The organism is Pseudomonas sp. BF-R-24, from assembly GCF_019947335.1.
Classification (GTDB): Bacteria; Pseudomonadota; Gammaproteobacteria; order Pseudomonadales; family Pseudomonadaceae; genus Aquipseudomonas; species Aquipseudomonas jessenii.
In genome coordinates this window covers 63,954-84,211 of the sequence record NZ_JAGYGG010000006.1, presented here as the reverse complement: position 1 = coordinate 84,211, position 20,258 = coordinate 63,954, and the positions used below count along the sequence as shown (strand labels likewise).

Below are 20,258 nucleotides of genomic sequence, written 5' to 3'. Positions count from 1 at the left end.
CCCCGGACTTTCACTGGTCCGGGGGCTTTTTTGTTTCTGTCTGTTCCAGATTCCTGCTGCCTGGTCTGGCCTCTTCGCGGGCAAGCCCGCTCCCACAATGGTCGATGTCGTACACAAAATCTGCATCCAACACATGACCTGTGGGAGCGGGCTTGCCCGCGAAGGGGCCGGAACTGACGACAAAAAAAGCCCGCCCGATCCGTAGAAGATCGAGCGGGCTTTTCTACGCCTGGGGTTCAATCAGACGATCAAGGGTACTGCTGAACCTGACCTTGCTGCTGACCACCATACTGCTGGCCCGGAATCGCCTTGAGGTTGACCTCTACACGGCGGTTCTGCGCCCGGCCATTGGCGTCGCCGTTGCTGGCAACCGGGCTATCCGGACCGGCGCCACGAGCGCTCAGATTGGCACCGCTGACACCTTGCGAGGTCAGGTAGGTTGCCACGCTCTGTGCGCGACGCTGGGACAGGTCCATGTTGTGCTGGCGGCTGCCGGTGCTGTCGGTATAGCCGACGATCTCGATCTGGTTCTGGTTGAACTCTTTGAGCGAGCCCGCCAGGTTGTTCAGCGGCTGATAGAAACTTGGGGCAATGTTCGCCGAATCGGTAGCGAACGTGATGTTGCCCGGCATGATCAGCTTGATCTGGTCGCCCTGGCGCTGCACTTCAACACCGGTGTTGGCCATGCTGGCGCGCAGCTTTTTCTCTTGCTGATCGGCGTAGTAGCCGTAACCGGCGGCGGAAGCACCGACCACCGCAGCACCGATCAGTGCGCCCTTGCCACGGTTATCGTGGTTGATCGCAGCACCGGCCAGCGCACCGGCCAGAGCGCCGAGGCCACCGTATTTCGCGGTCTTGCTCATGCCTTGGGAGCTGCCATCCGCCTGACCCTGCGGCTGACCGTCATAAGGGTTGGGCGAGGCACAGCCGGACAGTACGGCCACGGCAGTAGCGACAATCATCAAACGACGCATGGTGAACATGTAAAGCTCCTACTTTTTTTGCATTCTGTGGTGCAACGGACCAAGGCATCAGCCTTTGCGGGCGTTGGATCATGTTAACGGGTAAAAATTCCGAATGTTACAAATCAGCCCCGAACAAACGGGTTTTCGCGCATTTCATCGCCCAGACGGGTGTCCGGACCATGCCCGGTCACCACGGTTGCGTCTTCGTCGAGGGTGTACAGCCGCTGCTTGATCGAGCGCACGATGGTCGCCTGGTCGCCGCCCCACAAATCCGTGCGTCCGACGCCGCGACGAAACAGCGTATCACCAGCAATCAGCAGCTTGGCCTCGGAAAACCAGAAGCTCATGGAGCCCGGCGTATGACCTGGCGTGTGCAGCGCCACGCCGCAGCCGCAAGCCAGTTCTTCATCATCGGCCAGCCAGCGATCCGGGGACGGCACCGGGGTATAAGGAACGCCGAACATCTGGCACTGCATTTCCAGGTTGTCCCAGAGAAACTGGTCTTCCTTGTGCAGATGCAGCGTCGCGCCGGTTTTCTCCTTGAGTTGACCGGAAGCCAGGAAATGATCGAGGTGGGCGTGGGTGTGAATGATGCTGACCACTTTCAGCCCCAGGGCGTCGAGCCGCGCCAGGATCAGCTCATGATTGCCACCTGGATCGACGACGATGGCCTTTTTCGTTACCGGATCGCCGATGATCGTGCAGTTGCACTGCAACGGGCCGACGGGGAAGGTTTCGCGAATGAGGGTGGGTTGCTGGGACATCGGCGGGGCCTGCTCGATAAACGGGGGATGAGTGATTTTCTCACAATTGAGTATCCAGCCAATGGCCGCGATGTGTAACGTGAAAAATCCTTAACCCAGTACCCCCAATTCCTTGGCTCGCGCCACCGCCTGCGTACGCCGCTCGACCCCGAGCTTGCTATTGATATGGCTGGCGTGGGTCTTGACCGTGTGCAGGGAAATAAACAGCTGATCGCTGATTTCCTGGTTCGAACAGCCCTGGGCGATCAATCGCAGGACCGCCATTTCCCGGGTGCTGAGTTGCTCCGCGGCTGCGCAGGACTCCAGCCCGGGACGGGCAGCCAATGCCGGCAGTTTTTCACTGAGGCTCAGGGAAACGGGGGTTGGCGGACAGCTTTGAAGCTGCCCACGCAGCCAGTCCGGGTGCTCGGCCAACAAGCCCTCAAAGGGTTGCAGCACCCCTCCGCCGGCGGCGTCCAGCGCCTGGGCCAGTGCCTTGCGTGCTTCCGGTTCCCGTCCGCTACCCAGCAACAACGCCACTTTCTGGGTCAGCGCCATGGCGCTGAGCATCTGCCGACCGCTTTGCTGGCCATGTTCGAGCAGTGCATTCAAACGCCCTTCGGCCAGCATCGGTTGGCCCTGGATGACGTCAAGCAAGGCTTGTTGCAATTCGATATGCAGCGGCAATTGCGGGTGGAACTCCGGTGGTGCCGCCGCGTTTTCGCCGTTATAGGTCTGTCCCAGGCGCGCCAGCCAGGCTTCGGCCAGATCGGTGCGCCCCTGGGCCAGCCAGAGTTCACATTTGACCAGGGTGATCATGGCCAGATAGTAGATCGGTGGCACATCCCAGATGTGCATGAGCCGTTCGGCTTCGGCAAGCTCGGCAAAGGCCTTGGCGAACTCGCCACTGCTGCCTTCCAGCCTGGCAATCACGCAGTGGCCGATCAGCACGCTGATGTCACGGCAGGCGCGCGCCTCGCTCAAACCGGCCTGCAATCGCACCCGCGCCAATTGCGGCTGCATGCGCAGGGCCAGCAAAAAGCCCTCGTACAAGGTCAGCCGGGCGCGAACCGCATATAGCCGTTGCGCAGGCAAGCTCTGCAGGCGCTGCATTCCCTGACGGACCTCTTCCAGCGCCCGACAGATTTCCCCGCGTGCTTGCAACACCCGGGCGCGGTCGTAGTGCGCCAGTGCTTCGAACAAGGGGTTGCCGACCCGTTGCGCCAACTCCAGCGATTCGCGGTTCAATCCCCGTGCCCGCCACAAATCACCGTCGGCTATGGCGAGATTGGACAGGGTCGAGAGGCACATCAGGCGCTGGCCGTAACGCTTGGACGGAAGACTTTCCAACGCTTCGCGGCAGTACCGCAGCGTCAGTTCGCGGTTGCCGCGTCCACGGGCAATGATGCCGCTCAACGCCAGCCATTGAGCGAGCATCGACTTCTGTGCGGTGGCCGACGGAGCAGGCAGGAAACGGCTCAAATGGCTGGCCAGCTCTTCGGCGGCATCCAGTTGGCAAGCCATCCCCAACGCCCAGCTATAAAGCACGATCAGCCGCGGCGTGCTGATCAGCAAGCTGTCAGGCAAGTCCATTTTCCAGCGCAGCAACATGCCGACATTCTGCTCGGCCAGCAGCTGCTCTTCGGAGAGGTTCTGCACCAGGTTCGCCGCGACGTCCAGGTGACCGGCGCGCAAGGCCTGCTCCACGGCCTCATCGAGCAGTCCCTGGGCATTGAACCAGCGGCAGGCACGCAGGTGCAGGCTGGCGGCCGGCACCATCGACTGGGAAGTCGGGCGCGTGCGCAACAGATCGGAAAACAGGTGGTGGTAACGATACCAGTGGCCGTGCTCGTCCAGCGGCACCAGGAACACCTGGTGGGCGAGCAGGAAGCGCAGGATTTCGCCGCTGTCATGGGCGTCGCGAACGGCGTCGCACAGTTCGCTGCAAAAACGCTCCTGGGGCGCCGTGTCGTAGAGGAACGACTGGACCTCGGCGGGCAGGCAATCGATGACCTCTTCGAGCAGGTAATCGCGGATCAGCCCTTCCCCGCCGTGCAAGGATTGCGGCAGCGCGCCGTCGGTACCCGCCTCCGAGGCGGCCAGCAGCCAGAAACGCAACCCCGCGACCCAACCTTCGCTGCGCTGGATCAGGTTTTCCAGTGCTTCACCGCGCAAGGAACTGCTGTGCCGGTCGAGCAGGCTCAAGGCCTCGTCGTGGGTCAGGCGCAGATCCTGTTCATGCAATTCAAGCAGTTGTCGCGACAGCCGCAGCCGCGCCAGATGCCAGTCGGGACGTTGGCGACTGGTGACCATCACCAGCAAGCCATCCGGGAGATGATTGAGGAAAAATTGCAGGCAACGGTCCAGTACCGGCCCCTGGGCCAGATGGTAATCATCCAGCACCAGCAGCAATGGCGTCGCGGTGGACAAGTGCTCGGCCAATTCGTCGAGCAGGCCATCCAGCCATTCTTCGAATGCGAAAGGCTGATGGCGCTGGCGCATTTTCAACAGCCCGAGCGATTGCCTGCCCAGGTGCGGGAAGTAGTCCTGGAGGCCTTCCAGCAGGCGCTCGAGAAAACGTCCCGGGTCACTGTCTCGCGGGCTCAGCCCCAGCCAGAGACTTTGCCAGTGCGCCGGCAACCCCTGACAAAACTCCACCGCCAACGAACTCTTGCCGAACCCTGCCGGTGCGCTGACCAGCAATAACCTGCCACCGAGCCCGGCACTCAGGCGCTCGCACAAACGTGGACGCAGCACATGGCCGTCGGGCAACGGCGGGCGGAAGAAGCGCCCGTCGAGTGTCGCGACAGCAACGTTTGCAGAACCTGGGGATGTAGACAAATCAGTCATAGCCGGCTCTTGTTTGAATTGCGGGTGGCGGCGTTGCAGATGTCCGCAGACTAGCCGTAAACGGATAGGGAATGAAGGTAATTGCTACAAATGGCTACAAAAAGTCTACAAGCAAAAAAAAACGCCCCGAACCAGTCGGGGCGTTTTCAGAGGGTGCGGCCTCTACTCAGTTCACTTTAGCGAACACCATCCTGACGCAAGGCGGCCGGGGTGAAGTCGCTGGTGGTGGCAGTGAAGCCGAAGTCATAAGCCGACTTCTCTTCGTTCTTCATGCCCAGCGCCAGGTAACGACCCGATTGCAGGTCGTACAGGGTTTCAAGGGCATACCACGGCACTTGCTTGTCGTAGTAGTTCTCGGCATGGGCCTCGGCGACGCGCCACAGTTGACCGCGACCGTCGTAATGATCGATGACCGCTGCTTGCCAGGTGTCTTCGTCAATGTAGAAGTCACGCTTGGCGTAGATGTGACGCTGACCTTCCTTCAGGGTGGCAACTACATGCCACACACGACGCAACTCGTAACGAGCCAGGTCCTGGTTGATGTGACCGGCCTTGATGATGTCGGTGTACTTGAGCTTCGGATCGTCGAGCTTGTAGGCATCGGAAGCGATGTACATCTCTTTCTTGCCTTCGAGCTTCCAGTCGTAACGATCCGGTGCACCGTTGTACATGTCCAGGTTGTCGGAGGTACGCAGGCCATCGGCTGCGGTACCCGGGCCGTCATAGGACACTTGCGGCGCACGGCGCACACGACGCTGGCCGGCGTTGTAGACCCATGCCGAGCGCGGCTCCTTGACCTGGTCGAGGGTTTCGTGAACCAGCAGTACACCACCGGCCAGACGCGCCGGCGCGGTCACTTTCTGCTTGAAGTAGAACAGGATGTTGCCCGGGTTCGCCGGATCGTAGTCCTTCATCTTGTCGCGGAACACGAACTGGTCCTGGAAGTACACCAGGCTGAACGAGCCGTTCGGCTGTGGTGTGGCCTGGGTTACCAGACGGGTCACGCTGCCCCCGCGATAGCGGGTGATGTGGTTCCAGATGACTTCAACGCCGCTTTTCGGGATCGGGAACGGAATGGCGGTTTCAAAGTTCTCCAGGCCGTTGCCGCCGGACACCAGCTTGGTGTTGGTGGCGTTCTTCTTGATGGAGGCGAACACCTCATCCGGCACGGTGGCACCGCGGTGGGACGGATAGACCGGCATCTTGAAGGTTTCCGGGTAGCGCTTGAACATCGCGTACTGGCCCGGGGCAAGCTTTTCCTTGTACTGGTCGACGTTCTGCGCCGTGATGGTGAACAGCGGTTTTTCACCCGGGTACGGATCGGACAGGAAGCCCTTGCTGTCGACCGCTCCGGCATTCTTCGGCAACGGTTTCCAGGCCGGGATCGAACCGTCGGCGTTACCCGCCATTTCGGCGCCCATCGGGGTCAGGCTCTTGCCCAGCTTGTCGGCCTCGGCCTGGGGAACCGCTGCGATGACACTGGTCGCCAGCAGCGAAAGCCCCAGAACACCGGCGTGGAACAGACTCTTTGTTATTTTCATATGTTCGTTCGTCCTGAAAATTCAGTGCTTAGAAGTTCACGCCGAGGCTGAGCGCAACGAAGTCGCGGTCATCCACGGTGGTGTACTTGCCGTCGAAGAAGTTGGTGTAGGCCAGGCTCGCGGTGTAGGTGTTCTGGTACTCGGCGTCGACACCCAGGCTCACCGCCTTGCGGCCTTCCTCGAAGTTGCCGCCAGGCCCAGGGGAGTAGCCTTCCACGTCATGAGACCAGGCTACGTTTGGCTTGAGGTTCACACCGGCAAACACGTCGTTGTATTCCCAGATGGCACGACCGCGGTAGCCCCATGAAGTCGCGGTGGTGAAGCCTTCGTCGGTGCAGTTGCGGCTGCGGTTGTTGGTCGGCGTACCCGGGCCGGCACCGCTGATGGTGCTGTTGTTGAGTGTCACGCAGGTATTGAGCGCGCCAGAGGCTGGCAATTCACCCGGACCGTAGACCGGATCGCGGCCATAACGAACGTCGGAAGTGCTTTCCAGGCCGCCAACGTGGGTCACGCCCACTTCGCCCACCAGGGTCAGACGGCTGGCGCCCATGACCTGATCGAAGAAGTGCGTCAGGGTGGTCTGGAACTGGGTGACTTCCTTGCGACGATACCCGTGCAGGTCCTGACCCGGCACGCCGGTAAGCAGCGATGCATTGGTCAACGGGTTGTTCGGGTTGTTATTGCCTATAGGACGAACACCGGAGAACAGGATGTCGGTGGAGTTGAGCTGCACCGGAGCGTTCGGACGGTAGCTGATCTCACCGCTCCACGCCGTACCGGTAGGCAGGGTGGTGGAGAAGCTCAGGCCGTAGAGGCGGATGTCTTCCGGGTATTCGATGAAGTACTGCGAATTACCCGCCACCAGCAATGGCGCCAGTGCGGCGAACGGGCCGCCCTGGAGGGCCGCTGCAGTGTTGTAGACCGACTGCGGCGCACCGGTAGCGCTGAAGATCGGCGCACGGCTGTGGTAATTCATGAAGTAGGCGCCGAACTCGGTGTCCAGCGGATCGAACATGTACTTGAGGGACGCGCCCCACTGGCCGCTGTCGCGGGCATCGCGATCGGGGCCACGACGCACCAGAACACCCTCATTGTTGACGTCGACGCCGTTGGCGGCCAAAGGCCCCAGGGCAATGGCCGGAATTTGCGAGCGCTTGGCCAGTACGCGCAGGTTGTCGTCGCAGCCGTCGGCAACGATGTCTGGCTGGGAGAAGAACGTGCCGCAGTTGTCGACAACGGTCTGGTCCCATTCAATTTGGTAGAACGCTTCGGCCGAGAGGTTTTCGGTCAGGCTCTGGGACACATAGAACATGTTGACCGGGATCAGGCCTTCCTTGATCTCGGCCCCCGGACGGCGGAACGCGGACACGTCGATCGGGTTGATCGAGTTGATGCCGCCACCGATGAAGGTACTTTCACCCCAGCTCACGACCTGCTTGCCCAGACGCACGGAGCCTGGCTGATCGGCAATGGAGTAGTTGTGGTAGACGAAGGCGTCGAGGATCTGGCCGCCGGCAGACTTGGCGCCTTCCTTGCGGTTGTCGTCGCTGATGTCCTTGAACGGACGGCTTTCGTCCTTCAGTTCAAAGTCGTACCAGTATTTGCCACGGACGAAAACACCGGTATCGCCGTATTTCAGTTCAAGGTCATGGATGCCCTTGAAGATCTTCGAGAAAGTTTCCCCGCTCTTGAAGTTCAGGTGACCGTCATCAGAAGTCTGGGACAGACCCTTGCCGCCGTTGTTGACACCGATGAGGTTCTTGTTGGCACTTTCGGTAGACCAACTGGCACCGATCGACAGGGATGAGTCGAACTGACCTTCGATTTCACCGACGTTGAAACTGACGCCGAATGCTGGCCCGGCGAGCGTAGAGGCAAGACTGACAGCCAGGGGCAGTTTCGCCCGGCGCCAGAACTGGTTTGCTGATGTCATCGACGCTACTCCATGTGCATTTTATTTTTATGGCAAGAGCACTTCTAAAAACGCTGTGGATAACCGGGAGCCATGGCATCCCAAAGTCATTCCAAAGTTGCATCGCCCCGGTTCGTGCGGTTGCCCCGTTCTTAAAAATCCTTGAGTGGACTATAGCCAGCAGGTAGTAGCGCTTGATCCCTCTAAAGTGTGATTTGCAGCTGCCAGCCACTCTGGAACAGTCCTTTCGCCAGTCCGACACCCGTCGGCACGGCAAGGATGGCTGAAAATTTCGTTTTGACAAGCCAAGCGCTTGCTTGGTGGGGGCTGGCGTGCCCTTTCGAGCACGCCAGGTGACGCTAAAGCGTCGAGAGGAAGGTGCTGTTGGTGGCTTGCCATTCGCTGATGTCGACACGAATGCGCTTCTTGTCGAGCTTGCCGACACTGGTCTTGGGAATTTCAGTAACAAGGGCGATCTGGCTCGGAATCGCCCACTTGCTCAAGTGCCCCAGCTCCACAAACGGCTTGAGGTGTTCCTTGAGTTCCCGCGCCCCGATTGCATGCCCCTCACGGAGCACCAGCAGGGCAAACGGCCGCTCTCCCCACTGCGGATCGGGGATCCCCACCACTGCTACTTCACGTACCGCCGCATGACGACTGATCAGGTCTTCCAGGTCCAGGGAGGAGATCCACTCGCCACCGGTCTTGATCACGTCCTTGATGCGGTCACGAATGTCGATCACGCCCATGCTGTCCAGGGTCGCCACGTCACCGGTGTGCAGCCAGCCTCCGGCCCAGAGCTCGGCGCCCTTCTGCGGCTCATTGAAATACCCCTCGGTCAGCCATGGAGCGCGTAACACCAGTTCGCCCTGGGTCTCGCCATCGGCGGGCAGGAAGTTGCCCTCGGTGTCGACGATCGCTGCCTCCACCAGTGGCCCCGGCACGCCGGCCTTGATCCGGTAAGTGGTGCGTTCGTCTTCGGTACCCGCCATCAATTCGTCGTTGAGGTGCGCGCACGAAACCAGTGGCCCGGTTTCCGACATGCCGTAGGCAGCGGTCAGCTGAATGCCTTTGGCCTTGGCCGCCTCGTACAACGTGCGGTTCAGGGCGCTGCCGCCGATGACGATTTTCCAGCCGCCGAAGTCGACGGTCTGCGCGGCCTTGGCATTGAGGACCATCTGCAAAATGGTCGGTACGCAATGAGAGAACGTGACCTTTTCCTTGCGCCACAACTCCACCAGGTACTCCGGGTCATAGCGGCCGGGATACACCTGCTTGAGCCCGAGCATGGTCGCCACATACGGCAAGCCCCAGGCGTGCACGTGGAACATCGGGGTGATCGGCATGTACACGTCGTTGGTGCCCAGCAGGCGCACGCTATCGATCGCGCCCATGATGGTCGACACGCCCATGGTGTGCAGCACCAGTTGCCGATGGGTGAAGTACACGCCCTTGGGGTTGCCGGTGGTGCCGGTGGTATAGAACGTGGTCGCGACCGAGTTTTCGTCGAAGTCCTCGAAGTCGTATTGCGGGCTCGCCGCGGCCAGCAGTTGTTCGTATTCGCCGACGAGATTCGGCAGGTCTGCGGTTTTTTCCGGCAGGTCAGTCAACAGCAGGGTTTTGTCGACCGTGGTCAGTTGCCCCTCGATGGCCTTGTAGAGACCGACGAACTCGCTGTTGACCAGTACAAAGCGGTCCTCGGCGTGGTTCATGGTGTAGAGGATCTGTTCCGGCGACAGGCGCACGTTGATGGTGTGGATCACCGCACCGATCATCGGGATGGCGAACATGCATTCCAGGTAACGATGGCTGTCCCAGTCCATCACACCCACGGCATCCCCGGGCTTGACTCCGGCCGCTGTCAGCACGTTGGCCAGGCGGGCTACCCGTTCGATCAGGGTCGGGTAGCTATAGCGCAACTTGTCGCGGTAGATGATCTCGCGGGTTTTCTCATAACGGGCACCGGACATCAGCAGCCGTTTGATCAACAGCGGGTACTGGTAAGCGCCTTCGGCCGGGGGGATAACGCGAGTCTTCAACATAATAATCCCTTTAATCTGACTGCACGGTCGTGACTGAAAGTACGCACTGTAGTGCCCTTGAACGTCAGCCAAATCAGCCAAAGGAATGATTTGCAGAACCCCATGAATGATAGCGTTGCGCCATCAATCATGGGGTTTGATCATCTGTAGGAGCAGCCGGTCGACGCTCCTACAAGGACAGATATCTGATCAGTGCATCTCGGTAAAAGCGAGTTTCACGCCAATCGCGATCAGCACCGCGCCCATGGTCCGATCGAACCAGTGCCCCATGCGGGCGAAACCGGCGCGTACGCGCTGCTGGCTGAACAACATCGCCACCAGGCAGAACCAGGTCGCTGTCGCCACCGCCAGGTAAACCCCGTACCCGGCCTGCACGGCCAGCGGCGTGTGCGGGTTGATCACCACGGTGAACAGCGAGAGGAAGAACAGCGTGGCTTTCGGATTGAGACCGTTGGTGACGAAACCCGAAGTGAAGGCACCACGGGCGGTGCGCTCGCCGGCTTCCTTGTGCAGGTCGTCCGCCACAGACTTGGCCGGTTGCGCGCGCAGCGCCTTGTAACCGATGTACAGCAGGTAAGCGGCGGCGGCCCATTTCAAGGCATTGAACAGCACGATCGACTGGGACACGATCAGGCCGATACCCAACAGCGAGTAACCCACGTGCAGGAAAATCGCCGTGCCCACGCCCAGCGCGGTCCAGGTGCCCGCACGACGACCGTGGGTAACACTCTCGCGCACCACCACGGCAAAGTCCGGGCCGGGGCTGGCCACGGCCAGCAGGTGAATCAGGGCAACGGTCAAGAACTCTGTCCAGTACATGGGGGCTCCTTCAGGCCAAGCGTAACTAGTTATTTCATCTGGTAGGCTCGGCAGATTACGCCTTCAGTTCATTGCACAAAAGGTACAGTTGATGACGAACACCCGCCGCGCCGTTTTCCTCGACCACCCGTCCCTGGACCTCGGCGACCTTGACCTCGACCCGCTGCGCAGTTGTTTCGGCGATTTGCAGCTGTTCGCCCAGACCTTGCCCGATCAAGTCATCGAACACCTCAAGGGTGCCACCGTCGCCATCAGCAACAAGATCCTGATCGATGCCGCCGCCATGGCCGCTAGCCCTGATCTCAAGCTGATCCTGATCACCGCCACCGGCACCAACAATGTCGACCTCGCCGCCGCCCGCGCCCACGGGATTACCGTGTGCAACTGCCAGGGCTACGGCACACCGTCGGTGGCGCAGCACACGATCATGCTGCTGCTCAACCTGGCCACGCGCCTGGCCGATTATCAAAAAGCCGTCGGCGAAGGCCGCTGGCAGCAAGCCAAACAATTCTGTTTGCTGGATTACCCGATTGTCGAACTCGAAGGCAAAACCCTTGGTCTTTTGGGCCATGGCGAATTGGGCGGCGCGGTCGCACGGCTGGCTGAAGCCTTCGGTATGCGCGTTGTGCTGGGGCAAATTCCAGGGCGCCCTGCCCGGCCGGACCGCCTGCCACTGGATGAACTGCTACCGCAAGTCGATGCCCTGACCCTGCACTGCCCGCTCAACGAACACACCCGTCACTTCATCGGCGCCCGCGAACTGGCCGCGATGAAACCCGGCGCGTTCGTGGTCAACACCGCCCGCGGAGGCCTGATCGACGAACAGGCGCTGGCCAACGCCTTGCGCAACGGGCATCTGGGCGGCGCCGCCACTGACGTGCTGAGCGTCGAGCCTCCCGTCAACGGCAATCCGCTGCTGGCCCATGACATCCCGCGCCTGATCGTCACCCCGCACAACGCCTGGGGCAGCCGCGAAGCGCGCCAGCGAATCGTTGGCCAAGTGACCGAAAACGCACTGGGATACTTCAGCGGTAAGGCGCTGCGGGTCGTCAGTTGATAAACTGCGGCACTTTTTTTCACAGGAGCAGTTATGGATCCGCGCAGTGAAGTACTGCTTCGTCAGGCCGAGTTATTCCAGGGTTCGGTGTTGTTGGCCGGCTTGCCCGCCGACGACTTGCTGGGCCGTCTGCCCGAAGCTCACGGTTGGTGCTGGCACGCTGGCGATCAGGCCGCGCTGGACGCCCGCTTCGCCGAGCGCAGCCATTTTGGTGTGAATGCTCCCGAGCGAGGGTTCGATACAGCGGTGGTGTTTCTGCCTAAGGCCAAGGACCTGACCGACTACATTCTCAACGCCCTCGCCTCGCGGCTGGCTGGCCGCGAGCTGTATCTGGTCGGCGAGAAAAAAAGCGGCATCGAAGGCGCCGCCAAACAACTCAACCCGTTCGGCAAGCCACGCAAACTCGACAGCGCGCGCCACTGCCAGCTCTGGCTGGTCACCGTGGCCAACGCGCCTGAAGCCAAACCGCTGGAAAGCCTGGCGCAGACCTATGAATTGCCGCTGGCCGAAGGCCCGTTGAAGGTCATCAGCCTGCCGGGGGTGTTCAGCCATGGTCGCCTGGATCGCGGCAGCGCGCTGCTGCTGGAACATCTGGACAAACTACCCAGCGGTCACTTGCTCGATTTCGGTTGCGGCGCAGGGGTCTTGGGCGCTGCAGTGAAACGTCGTTACCCGCACAACCAGGTCACGTTGCTGGATGTGGATGCCTTTGCCGCTGCCAGCAGTCGCCTGACCCTGGCGGCCAATGGTCTGGAAGCCGAGGTGATTACCGGTGACGGCATCGATGCCGCCCCGATGGGTTTGAGTGCGATTCTGAGCAATCCGCCGTTCCATGTCGGCGTGCACACCGACTATTTCGCAACGGAGAACTTGCTGCGAAAAGCGGCTAAACATCTGAAAAACGGTGGCGAACTTCGTCTGGTAGCGAACAGCTTCCTGAAGTATCAACCGTTGATCGAAGAGCATCTTGGTGTGTGCGCGATCAAGGCCGAAGGACAGGGCTTCCGGATCTACCGAGCCAAGCGCGGATAGAACTTCTTTGAAAAAGAAGGCTTGCCGAATGGGTTTTGCAAAGGCAGAATCCGCTCCGTCCTAGGGGAGTAGTCTCCCACGAGCGCCACGCTCGTCCGGCATGCGTCAACATACTTGGTCCTCAGACCATGGCGCATGCGACCCAAGCATCCACATCAGATGGATCGCAGGGTTTGACAAGACCTATGACACGAACACCTTACCCGGGGCGGGGAGGCTGTACGTGTCATAGCCGTGTCGACCCGCCCCTTAGGAAAACCCCTGATGCTGGATTCACTACTCGTACCTACCGCAATCGTTGCCTTAGCCGAAATCGGCGACAAGACGCAACTGCTCGCGCTCATTCTCGCTGCCCGTTTCCGCAAGCCCTGGCCGATCATCGCCGGTATCGTCGCCGCGACCCTGGCCAACCACGCGGCCGCCGGTGCAGTTGGCGCCTGGGTCGGCAGTTTCTTCTCGGATACGATGCTGCACTGGATCCTCGCCGCGAGCTTCGCCGCCACGGCGCTGTGGACCCTGGTCCCGGACAAGATGGATGACGACGAAGCCAGCACCGCCCGCAAGTTCGGGCCGTTCCTGACCACGCTGATCGCGTTCTTCCTGGCGGAAATCGGCGACAAGACGCAGATCGCGACCGTGATGCTGGCTGCGCAGTATCCGGAGCTGTGGCTGGTGATCATCGGCACCACCCTCGGCATGCTGATTGCCAACGTGCCCGTGGTATTGGCCGGTAACTTTGCCGCGGACAAATTGCCGTTGACCCTGATCCGTCGACTGGCGGCGTCGGCGTTCTTCATCCTGGCGATTGTCGCGGTGTACAAGGCGATGCAGAGCAGCGGGTGGGTTTGACGCGATAGGTCGTTAGACCGCGTTATCGCTCATCGCGAGCAGGCTCACTCCCACAGTTGGAATGCATTTCCCTGTGGGAGCGAGCCTGCTCGCGAAGAGGCCAGCAGCCTCAGCACATGACTATCAGGACTTCTTGGCCTGCTCATACAAAGGCATGACCTTCGGAATCGCCGCCTGCAACGCCGCAATACGACTCGACGACGCCGGGTGAGTGCTCATGAACTCCGGTGGCGAACCTTCCGAGGCCTTGCTCATCTTGTTCCACAGGGTGATCGCGGCATTCGGGTTGTAACCGGCGCGGGCGGCCAGTTCCAGGCCGATCAGGTCCGCTTCGTTTTCATTGGCACGGCTGTTGGGCAAGGTCATGCCGTAGTTGGCCACGGTATCGGCCAGGGCCAGGCTGTCCTGCCCCAACCCGAGCAAGGTACCCGCGCCCTGCTTCGCCATTTCGATGCCGTAAGCCTTGGACATCGCTTCACGACCGTGCTCACGCAGGGCGTGGGCGATTTCATGGCCCATGATCGCGGCGATTTCATCGTCGGTCAGTTGCAGTTTGTCGATCAACCCGGTGTAGAAAATGATCTTGCCGCCAGGGCCGCAGTTGGCGTTGAGCTCATCGCTCTTGATCAGGTTGACTTCCCACTTCCACTGGGCCGCGTCCGGACGGAAGTTCGGCGCCTGGGCAATCAGCCGGTCGGCAATCGCCTGAACCCGCTGGGCTTCATTGCTGGTCTTGTCCAGCACACCCTTGCTGGACGCTTCGCCCACTGTTTTCTGATAGGACTGGGCGTACATCTGGTCGACCTGTTGCGAGGACAACATGCTGAACATGTACTGCTTGCGCTCAATGCCTACAGCGCCGCCTTTGGTGGTACTGACCGACTGGCAGCCGGCGAGCAGCAACGCTGCGCTCAGTGCACTGACAACCAAAATCTTGTTCATCAAAAAACCCCCTGAAAACATGCCGCGTATCCTAGGCGTGGAAATGTATCGACGCCAGATACAATGGACGTAAGACGCACAATTCGGACAAAGCTCTCATCGCCGTAGAAAAAAATTCACATACGGCGACAACCCGCAGCCCATCACGCCGCTCATTGATTCAATTACGACATCCGGCACGCCAAAACGGTCCTTTCAACTGCCCGCGCTCATGCCCGCCCGTCACCCTGCCGATACACCTGGGCAGATGTCCTTTCGCGTGCGGAGCCCCCATGAAATTCAAGTCGATCCAGTTTTCCGTGGCGGCCCTTGCCGGCGCCATTGTCCTTAGTGTCGTGGCAGCGCTGGTTGTGTACGCACTGTTCTCCGGTGCCCGGACGCAAGATATGGTCCAGGAGCGGACCCAGGCCCAATTCGAGCAAGTCATCGAACAACGCCTGACGTCCCTGGCGCAAACCCAGGTCAGCCAGATCCAGCGCGAACTCGAAGCACCGCTGCTGATCGCCGGCGGACTGGTGCGGGTCAACGCCCTGATCGGCACACCGGGTGCCGATGGCCAACCCGCCCTGAGCCTGAGCCGCGAGCAACTGATCGGCCTGATCAAGGAAAACGTGGTCAAGAACCCGAAAATCCTCGGCACCTACATCGGCTGGGAAAAAGACGCACTGGATCACAACGACGCGGCTTACGTCGGTACCCAAGTGGTCGGCATCGACGCCGCCAACGGGCGTTTCCTGCCTTGGTGGTTCCGCAACGACGACGGCACCCTGGGCCTGGACAAACTGGTGGACGTCGACGACCAGAAAACCCTGTCCACTGGCGTGCGCGCCAGCGAGTACTACCTGTGCTCGAAAGAAACCAAAAAATCCTGCGTGATCGATCCGGCGCCCTATAAGGTGGGCGACAAAATCGTCATGCTCGCCTCCTTTATTGAACCGATCATGCTCAACGGTGCCTTCCAGGGCATCGTCGGCGCCGACCTGTCGGTGAACTTCATCCAGGAAATGCTCCTGGGCGCCAACCAGAAGCTTTACAGCGGCGCCGGGGAAATGGCCCTGATCGGCGGCAATGGCCGGATCGTTGCCTACACCAAGGATCCGAGCAAATTCGGCGAGAAGGTCAGCGACATCCTCGACAGCAAACAGATCCCCAACATGGCCAATCTCAAGCGCGGCGAAGTCACCTATACCGTCGACAAGGCCCAGGGCCGGATCGAGTTGTACCTGCCGTTCGGCATCGGCCAGACCGACGCCCGCTGGACCCTGATGCTGCAGTTGCCGCTGAATGCGGTCATGGCCGACCTGCAAAAACTCCAGGCCGACCTGGACGCGCAGCGCAAATCCGACACCTTCGGCATGGCGATGGTTGGCCTGGTGATTGCCGGTATCGGCTTGCTGGTGATCTGGCTGGTGGGCCACGGCATCGCCCGCCCGCTCAAGCAGATGGTGGCCATGCTCGACGATATCGCCCAGGGCGAAGGCGACCTGACCCGACGCCTGACCAGCGATCGCGCCGATGAACTGGGCTCGATCGCCAAAGGCTTCAACACTTTCCTGGCCAAGTTGCAGGCGATGATCACCCAAGTGGTGACTTCGGTGCAGAGCGTCAGCGATTCGTCGGAACACACCGCCGACATCGCCATCCGCACCAACACCGGTGTGCACAAGCAAATGGCCGAGATCGATCAAGTGGCCACCGCCGTACAGGAAATGACCGCCACCGCCCAGGACGTCGCGCGCAATGCGACCCAGGCCGCACAGGCCGCCAGCCATGCCGATCAGGCCGCCAGCCAGGGCATGCAGATCGTGCGCGACACCTCGAACTCCATTGGTGCCCTCGCCGTGGAGATCGGCCGGGCCGTCGGCGTGGTGCAAACCCTGGCCAAGGACAGCGAAAACATCAACGCCATCCTCACCGCCATTCGCGGGATCGCCGAGCAGACCAACCTGCTGGCCCTGAACGCAGCCATCGAAGCCGCCCGTGCCGGTGAACAGGGCCGAGGTTTTGCCGTGGTGGCCGACGAGGTGCGTAACCTGGCGCAGAAGACGCAAAAGGCCACCGAAGAAATCCAGACCATGATCCAGCAACTGCAGCAAGGCACGCGTGATGTGGTGCGAGTCATGGAGGACAGCCAGAACCGCACGGACGAAAGCGTACTGCACGCATCGAAGGCTGCCGAAGCACTGGAAACCATTACTCAGGCCGTGTCGGTGATCAACGACATGAACACCCAGATTGCCAGCGCGGCCGAGGAGCAAAGTGCGGTGGCGGACGACATCAACCGCAACGTGATCAACATCGGCCAGGTGGCCAATGAAGTGGCCGGTGGTGCGGATGAGTCGAGTGCGGCCAGTGCTGACTTGACCAAACTGGCTGAGCAGCAGCGGCGGTTGATCAATCAGTTCAGGGTTTGACCTTCAGGCCCTCTTCGCGAGCAAGTCGGATCGCCGCACCGCCGCTCCCACATTTGATCTTCAGTGAACACAGAATATGTGTGTGGGAGCGGGCTTGCTCGCGAAGGGGACTGCACTGACACCAAAAAACTCAACCCGGGGTCAAACACTCAGGTCCATTGAGCTTCGGATCATTCACCATGTTGGCCAGCACCCGTTCGCGCAATGCCGCAGGTTCACTGGCCAGCAATGCTTGCAAAGCATGCAGCGGCGTCTCGGGATCCAGCCACGCGGCCTGCCCCGCCTCATCAAGAATCAACGGCCGCCGCTGGCTCGCTGCCGGCTGGGTAATCACGGCGGTACTCAGCCACACCTGCTCCTGTACCGGATACGCCTCCCAGATCGCCGCAAAAAATAATGACGAGCCCTCCCCTGGTGTCAGCCAATACGGGCGCTTGCGCGTCGTGCCGCGCCATTCGTAGAAACCATTGGCCGGCAACAGGCAGCGGCGCTCACGCAAGGCCTGGCGAAACATTGGCTGTTCGGCAACGGTTTCGGCACGGGCGTGGGCCGGGGTGCGGGACAGATCGGTCAGCCAGGGTGGCGTCAGGCCCCAGCGGGCACGGGCCAGCGTGCGCTGGCCGTCTGGCTCGGCCCGTAGCATCAACACCGAATCATTGGGGGAAATGTTCCACTGCGCCTGCTGGTCGGCGGGAAAACCGGGCAGCGCCGCGAAGGCGGGGTTCCAGCGAAACAGGGCATAACGTCCACACATGGGGCAACACGACTCTTGATCAAACGAACGCCAGCCTAACAGACCAGCGTGCCGGGGAAGCTGTCCGGTTCATCGCCAGACAGCGGCAGCGCGGCATTGTACGCGGTGATCAGCTCGCGGGCGTATTCGGCCTGGTCGTTATCCACTGCCAAACCCAGCAAACCGAAAATCGGCAACTCACCGGTGGCTCCCACCAGATCGCGTCCCACCAGATGCGCCTCAATGCCCTCGCTGGCGAGCATGCTTTGCAGCAACTCGCCTTCCATCAGGTTTTCCGGGTCGTAGATGCGCTGCATACACGCTCCTCACTCGTTTTCGCTGAACACTTCGAGATGCCATTCCTCTTCATGAACCTGCAACACGAAGGTTATCGGCCGACAGCACACCTGGCAGTCTTCAATATAGGTCTGATCGCCACCGGACAAATCCAGCGTCGTCTCGACTTCCTCACCACAATAAGGACATTCATATTGCGCAGTTTCCAGCATCGCGGTCTCCCAAGTGACTTGTGCGTATAATCGCCGGTCTATTTGCAGGGCTATTTTTGTCTGGCTACTTTTTCAGACCGTACCCCGCCGGTTTTCGATCAAAACCTTTACTTACCCTAGCCGTTTCTAACAAGAGAGCATGATGGGCGAATTCGATGCCATCCGACCTTACGACGACAGCGAAGTCCCAGCGGTGCTGGACCGGCTGCTCGGCGACAAGGCGTTTCTAGATATCCTCACCCACTTCCGCTTCCCGCGTTTCGCCGGCGCTTTAGGCTGGGCACTCAAACCTCTTATAGCCCATCGGCTGCGCCGTGAGTTTGCCGGCATTACCTCAGTGGCCACGCTGCAGGACAAAGTCGAGGTTTACGTCGACCACACCATTGAGCGTGCCACCGACGGTGTCACCTATACCGGGGTGGAGCAATTCAAGTCCGGCAGTGCCTATCTGTTCATCGCCAACCACCGCGACATCGTGATGGACCCGGCCTTCGTCAACTATGCCGTCTACCACGCCGGCCTACCGACGCCACGCATCGCCATTGGCGATAACCTGCTGCAAAAGCCTTTCGTCAGCGACCTGATGCGCCTGAACAAGAGCTTCATCGTGCACCGCTCGATCAGCGGACGTCGGGAAAAAATGGCGGCTTATCAGCTGTTGTCGGCGTACATCAATCATTCGATCCGCAACGATTGCGCCTCGATCTGGATCGCCCAGGCCGAAGGACGAGCCAAGGACGGTGACGACCGTACCGAATCGGCAATCCTCAAGATGTTCCACATGAGCCGCAAGGACGAGCCGTTCGGCGAAGTCATTCAGTCGCTGAACCTGACCCCGGTGTCGATCAGCTACGAGTACGACCCTTGCGATCAGGCCAAGGCCCGCGAGCTTTACATCCGCGCCACCACCGGCAGCTACACCAAGGTGCCGGGCGAGGATGACGTGAGCATCGCCAAGGGCATCACCGGCTACAAGGGCCGGGTGCATGTGAACTTTGCCGCGCCGATCACCGAGCTGTTCGAAGACACCAAGCAATTGGCGGTCGAGATGGACCGGCAAATCCTCAGCGGATACCGCTTGTTCCCCGTGCACTACCTGGCTTACGCGCAGTGGAAGGACACCGATCCGCAGTTGCAGGTGCCGAAAGCCGCCGAAGTGTTCCCGGCCGAGGAACTGGCCAAGGCCCAGGAAGAATGGCAACGCCGCCTGGACGCCTGCCCTGAAGAGCATCGTCCATTCCTGGTGCTGCAATATGCGACGCCGGTGCGCAATCAGTACCGGGTGAAGGCAGGGTTGCCGCTGTAAGCGGTATCGGCCTGACGGCGCTTTTTGTGGCGAGGGGGCTTGCCCCCGTTGGGCTGCGAAGCGGCCCTAAAACCCAAGAAGGCTTTCCCTCTGACACAGCGTCCCTGTCGAGGTGACGACGGCTTCGCCGCCGAACGGGGGCAAGCCCCCTCGCCACAGGGTTTACTTCAGCCTCAGACCTGCGTACTGATCCACGACACCAGCAGTGCCATCCCCATGCAGGCAAAGCCGAAGATGTAGAAAAACCGGTTCTTGCGCAAGGTCGCCCAATCCAGCGTGGGCTCTACGCTGGGGCTGCTCTGGCGCTGCGCCTGCAGACTGGCCATCGCGCGCAGTTCGCGACGACGGGTGGCGTGCAGCAACCAGCCGCCGGGGAAGGCAAAGAACAAGGCCAGCAGATTGATCAATTTGGCGGGATGGGCGGTAAACAGCGTCATCAAGTGCAGCGACATCACAAACCTCAAGTAACACAGGTGGCAGGTGCCGGACCGGCGACCGCGGCGCGGATTCTACCGAAAGCCTGCGCGCCTGCCCTCTGTTTCCG

The 20,258-nt window shown here is 60.7% G+C and carries 17 protein-coding genes, 1 pseudogene and 1 riboswitch; of the genes and pseudogenes, 6 read left to right on the top strand and 12 right to left on the bottom strand.

Annotated elements, in window-relative coordinates:
- Positions 1–248: 248 nt before the first annotated feature.
- The 7 genes from KGA98_RS06930 to KGA98_RS06900 all read right to left on the bottom strand — a co-directional run bounded on the left by KGA98_RS06930 (position 249) and on the right by KGA98_RS06900 (position 10,872).
- Positions 249–983, bottom strand: coding sequence for an OmpA family protein (locus KGA98_RS06930; RefSeq protein WP_057713347.1), 735 nt, complete (start codon positions 981–983; stop codon positions 249–251).
- A gap of 104 nt (positions 984–1,087) precedes the next feature.
- Positions 1,088–1,729, bottom strand: coding sequence for an MBL fold metallo-hydrolase (locus KGA98_RS06925; RefSeq protein WP_057713346.1), 642 nt, complete (start codon positions 1,727–1,729; stop codon positions 1,088–1,090).
- 90 nt (positions 1,730–1,819) lie between these two features.
- Complete coding sequence (locus KGA98_RS06920) at positions 1,820–4,558, bottom strand: LuxR C-terminal-related transcriptional regulator (RefSeq protein WP_090457630.1); 2,739 nt, start codon at positions 4,556–4,558, stop codon at positions 1,820–1,822.
- Positions 4,559–4,734: 176 nt separating this feature from the next.
- Positions 4,735–6,099 carry a DUF1329 domain-containing protein gene (locus tag KGA98_RS06915; RefSeq protein WP_150815203.1) on the bottom strand — a complete coding sequence of 455 codons (1,365 nt, stop codon included), beginning with the start codon at positions 6,097–6,099 and terminating at the stop codon, positions 4,735–4,737.
- A 28-nt stretch (positions 6,100–6,127) separates the two neighbouring features.
- A complete protein-coding gene (locus KGA98_RS06910; protein WP_102670976.1) occupies positions 6,128–8,032 on the bottom strand; it encodes a DUF1302 domain-containing protein in 1,905 nt (634 codons plus the stop codon).
- Between the two features lie 338 nt (positions 8,033–8,370).
- Entirely contained in the window at positions 8,371–10,053 is a 1,683-nt protein-coding gene (locus tag KGA98_RS06905; RefSeq protein ID WP_090457632.1) for a fatty acid--CoA ligase, read from the bottom strand.
- Between the two features lie 189 nt (positions 10,054–10,242).
- Positions 10,243–10,872 carry a LysE family translocator gene (locus KGA98_RS06900; protein WP_057713341.1) on the bottom strand — a complete coding sequence of 210 codons (630 nt, stop codon included), beginning with the start codon at positions 10,870–10,872 and terminating at the stop codon, positions 10,243–10,245.
- 91 nt (positions 10,873–10,963) lie between these two features.
- Here KGA98_RS06900 and KGA98_RS06895 point away from each other — a divergent pair, with 91 nt between their 5' ends.
- From KGA98_RS06895 to KGA98_RS06885, 3 genes are all read left to right on the top strand, one after another.
- The gene (locus KGA98_RS06895; protein ID WP_057713340.1) at positions 10,964–11,929 is read left to right on the top strand and encodes a 2-hydroxyacid dehydrogenase; all 966 of its coding nucleotides are present in this window, start codon (positions 10,964–10,966) and stop codon (positions 11,927–11,929) included.
- A gap of 33 nt (positions 11,930–11,962) precedes the next feature.
- On the top strand, positions 11,963–12,961 hold the full coding sequence (locus KGA98_RS06890) for a class I SAM-dependent methyltransferase (RefSeq protein ID WP_223501911.1): 999 nt from the start codon (positions 11,963–11,965) through the stop codon (positions 12,959–12,961).
- Between the two features lie 51 nt (positions 12,962–13,012).
- Positions 13,013–13,135: riboswitch (yybP-ykoY riboswitch) on the top strand.
- Between the two features lie 90 nt (positions 13,136–13,225).
- Positions 13,226–13,810: a TMEM165/GDT1 family protein gene (locus KGA98_RS06885; protein ID WP_008016665.1), complete on the top strand. Its 585-nt coding sequence runs from the start codon at positions 13,226–13,228 to the stop codon at positions 13,808–13,810.
- Between the two features lie 123 nt (positions 13,811–13,933).
- On the opposite strand, the gene KGA98_RS06880 is transcribed toward KGA98_RS06885, so the two are convergent.
- Positions 13,934–14,752, bottom strand: coding sequence for a M48 family metallopeptidase (locus tag KGA98_RS06880; RefSeq protein WP_223501910.1), 819 nt, complete (start codon positions 14,750–14,752; stop codon positions 13,934–13,936).
- 272 nt (positions 14,753–15,024) lie between these two features.
- Here KGA98_RS06880 and KGA98_RS28665 point away from each other — a divergent pair.
- Together KGA98_RS28665 and KGA98_RS28660 are read left to right on the top strand one after the other, a co-directional pair.
- Positions 15,025–16,311: pseudogene (locus KGA98_RS28665) on the top strand (HAMP domain-containing protein); the annotation flags it as partial.
- Positions 16,312–16,323: 12 nt separating this feature from the next.
- On the top strand, positions 16,324–17,166 hold the full coding sequence (locus KGA98_RS28660; protein ID WP_371318439.1) for a methyl-accepting chemotaxis protein: 843 nt from the start codon (positions 16,324–16,326) through the stop codon (positions 17,164–17,166).
- Positions 17,167–17,296: 130 nt separating this feature from the next.
- Here KGA98_RS28660 and KGA98_RS06870 read toward each other — a convergent pair whose 3' ends face one another.
- From KGA98_RS06870 to KGA98_RS06860, 3 genes are read right to left on the bottom strand one after another with little or no spacing between them, the layout of a single operon-like run.
- Entirely contained in the window at positions 17,297–17,920 is a 624-nt protein-coding gene (locus KGA98_RS06870; protein WP_046041890.1) for an SOS response-associated peptidase, read from the bottom strand.
- A 35-nt stretch (positions 17,921–17,955) separates the two neighbouring features.
- A complete protein-coding gene (locus tag KGA98_RS06865; protein WP_223501908.1) occupies positions 17,956–18,216 on the bottom strand; it encodes a putative signal transducing protein in 261 nt (86 codons plus the stop codon).
- A 9-nt stretch (positions 18,217–18,225) separates the two neighbouring features.
- On the bottom strand, positions 18,226–18,408 hold the full coding sequence (locus KGA98_RS06860; RefSeq protein WP_053159662.1) for a CPXCG motif-containing cysteine-rich protein: 183 nt from the start codon (positions 18,406–18,408) through the stop codon (positions 18,226–18,228).
- A 139-nt stretch (positions 18,409–18,547) separates the two neighbouring features.
- On the opposite strand from KGA98_RS06860, the gene KGA98_RS06855 reads away from it, so the two are divergent.
- Positions 18,548–19,714, top strand: coding sequence for a 1-acyl-sn-glycerol-3-phosphate acyltransferase (locus KGA98_RS06855; protein ID WP_057713335.1), 1,167 nt, complete (start codon positions 18,548–18,550; stop codon positions 19,712–19,714).
- Between the two features lie 173 nt (positions 19,715–19,887).
- Here KGA98_RS06855 and KGA98_RS06850 read toward each other — a convergent pair whose 3' ends face one another.
- Positions 19,888–20,166 carry a hypothetical protein gene (locus KGA98_RS06850; protein ID WP_057713334.1) on the bottom strand — a complete coding sequence of 93 codons (279 nt, stop codon included), beginning with the start codon at positions 20,164–20,166 and terminating at the stop codon, positions 19,888–19,890.
- Positions 20,167–20,258 lie beyond the last annotated feature (92 nt).

Excerpts from the sequence above, each read along its gene's own strand:
- KGA98_RS06885 (WP_008016665.1), top strand. The coding sequence starts at position 13,226 with ATGCTGGATTCACTACTCGTACCTACCGCAATCGTTGCCTTAGCCGAA.
- KGA98_RS06850 (WP_057713334.1), bottom strand. The coding sequence starts at position 20,166 with ATGTCGCTGCACTTGATGACGCTGTTTACCGCCCATCCCGCCAAATTG.
- KGA98_RS28660 (WP_371318439.1), top strand. The coding sequence starts at position 16,324 with ATGATCACCCAAGTGGTGACTTCGGTGCAGAGCGTCAGCGATTCGTCG.
- KGA98_RS06855 (WP_057713335.1), top strand. The coding sequence starts at position 18,548 with ATGATGGGCGAATTCGATGCCATCCGACCTTACGACGACAGCGAAGTC.
- KGA98_RS06920 (WP_090457630.1), bottom strand. The coding sequence starts at position 4,558 with ATGACTGATTTGTCTACATCCCCAGGTTCTGCAAACGTTGCTGTCGCG.
- KGA98_RS06880 (WP_223501910.1), bottom strand. The coding sequence starts at position 14,752 with ATGAACAAGATTTTGGTTGTCAGTGCACTGAGCGCAGCGTTGCTGCTC.
- KGA98_RS06890 (WP_223501911.1), top strand. The coding sequence starts at position 11,963 with ATGGATCCGCGCAGTGAAGTACTGCTTCGTCAGGCCGAGTTATTCCAG.
- KGA98_RS06865 (WP_223501908.1), bottom strand. The coding sequence starts at position 18,216 with ATGCAGCGCATCTACGACCCGGAAAACCTGATGGAAGGCGAGTTGCTG.
- KGA98_RS06895 (WP_057713340.1), top strand. The coding sequence starts at position 10,964 with ATGACGAACACCCGCCGCGCCGTTTTCCTCGACCACCCGTCCCTGGAC.
- KGA98_RS06925 (WP_057713346.1), bottom strand. The coding sequence starts at position 1,729 with ATGTCCCAGCAACCCACCCTCATTCGCGAAACCTTCCCCGTCGGCCCG.
- KGA98_RS06870 (WP_046041890.1), bottom strand. The coding sequence starts at position 17,920 with ATGTGTGGACGTTATGCCCTGTTTCGCTGGAACCCCGCCTTCGCGGCG.
- KGA98_RS06910 (WP_102670976.1), bottom strand. The coding sequence starts at position 8,032 with ATGACATCAGCAAACCAGTTCTGGCGCCGGGCGAAACTGCCCCTGGCT.
- KGA98_RS06905 (WP_090457632.1), bottom strand. The coding sequence starts at position 10,053 with ATGTTGAAGACTCGCGTTATCCCCCCGGCCGAAGGCGCTTACCAGTAC.
- KGA98_RS06860 (WP_053159662.1), bottom strand. The coding sequence starts at position 18,408 with ATGCTGGAAACTGCGCAATATGAATGTCCTTATTGTGGTGAGGAAGTC.
- KGA98_RS06930 (WP_057713347.1), bottom strand. The coding sequence starts at position 983 with ATGTTCACCATGCGTCGTTTGATGATTGTCGCTACTGCCGTGGCCGTA.
- KGA98_RS06900 (WP_057713341.1), bottom strand. The coding sequence starts at position 10,872 with ATGTACTGGACAGAGTTCTTGACCGTTGCCCTGATTCACCTGCTGGCC.
- KGA98_RS06915 (WP_150815203.1), bottom strand. The coding sequence starts at position 6,099 with ATGAAAATAACAAAGAGTCTGTTCCACGCCGGTGTTCTGGGGCTTTCG.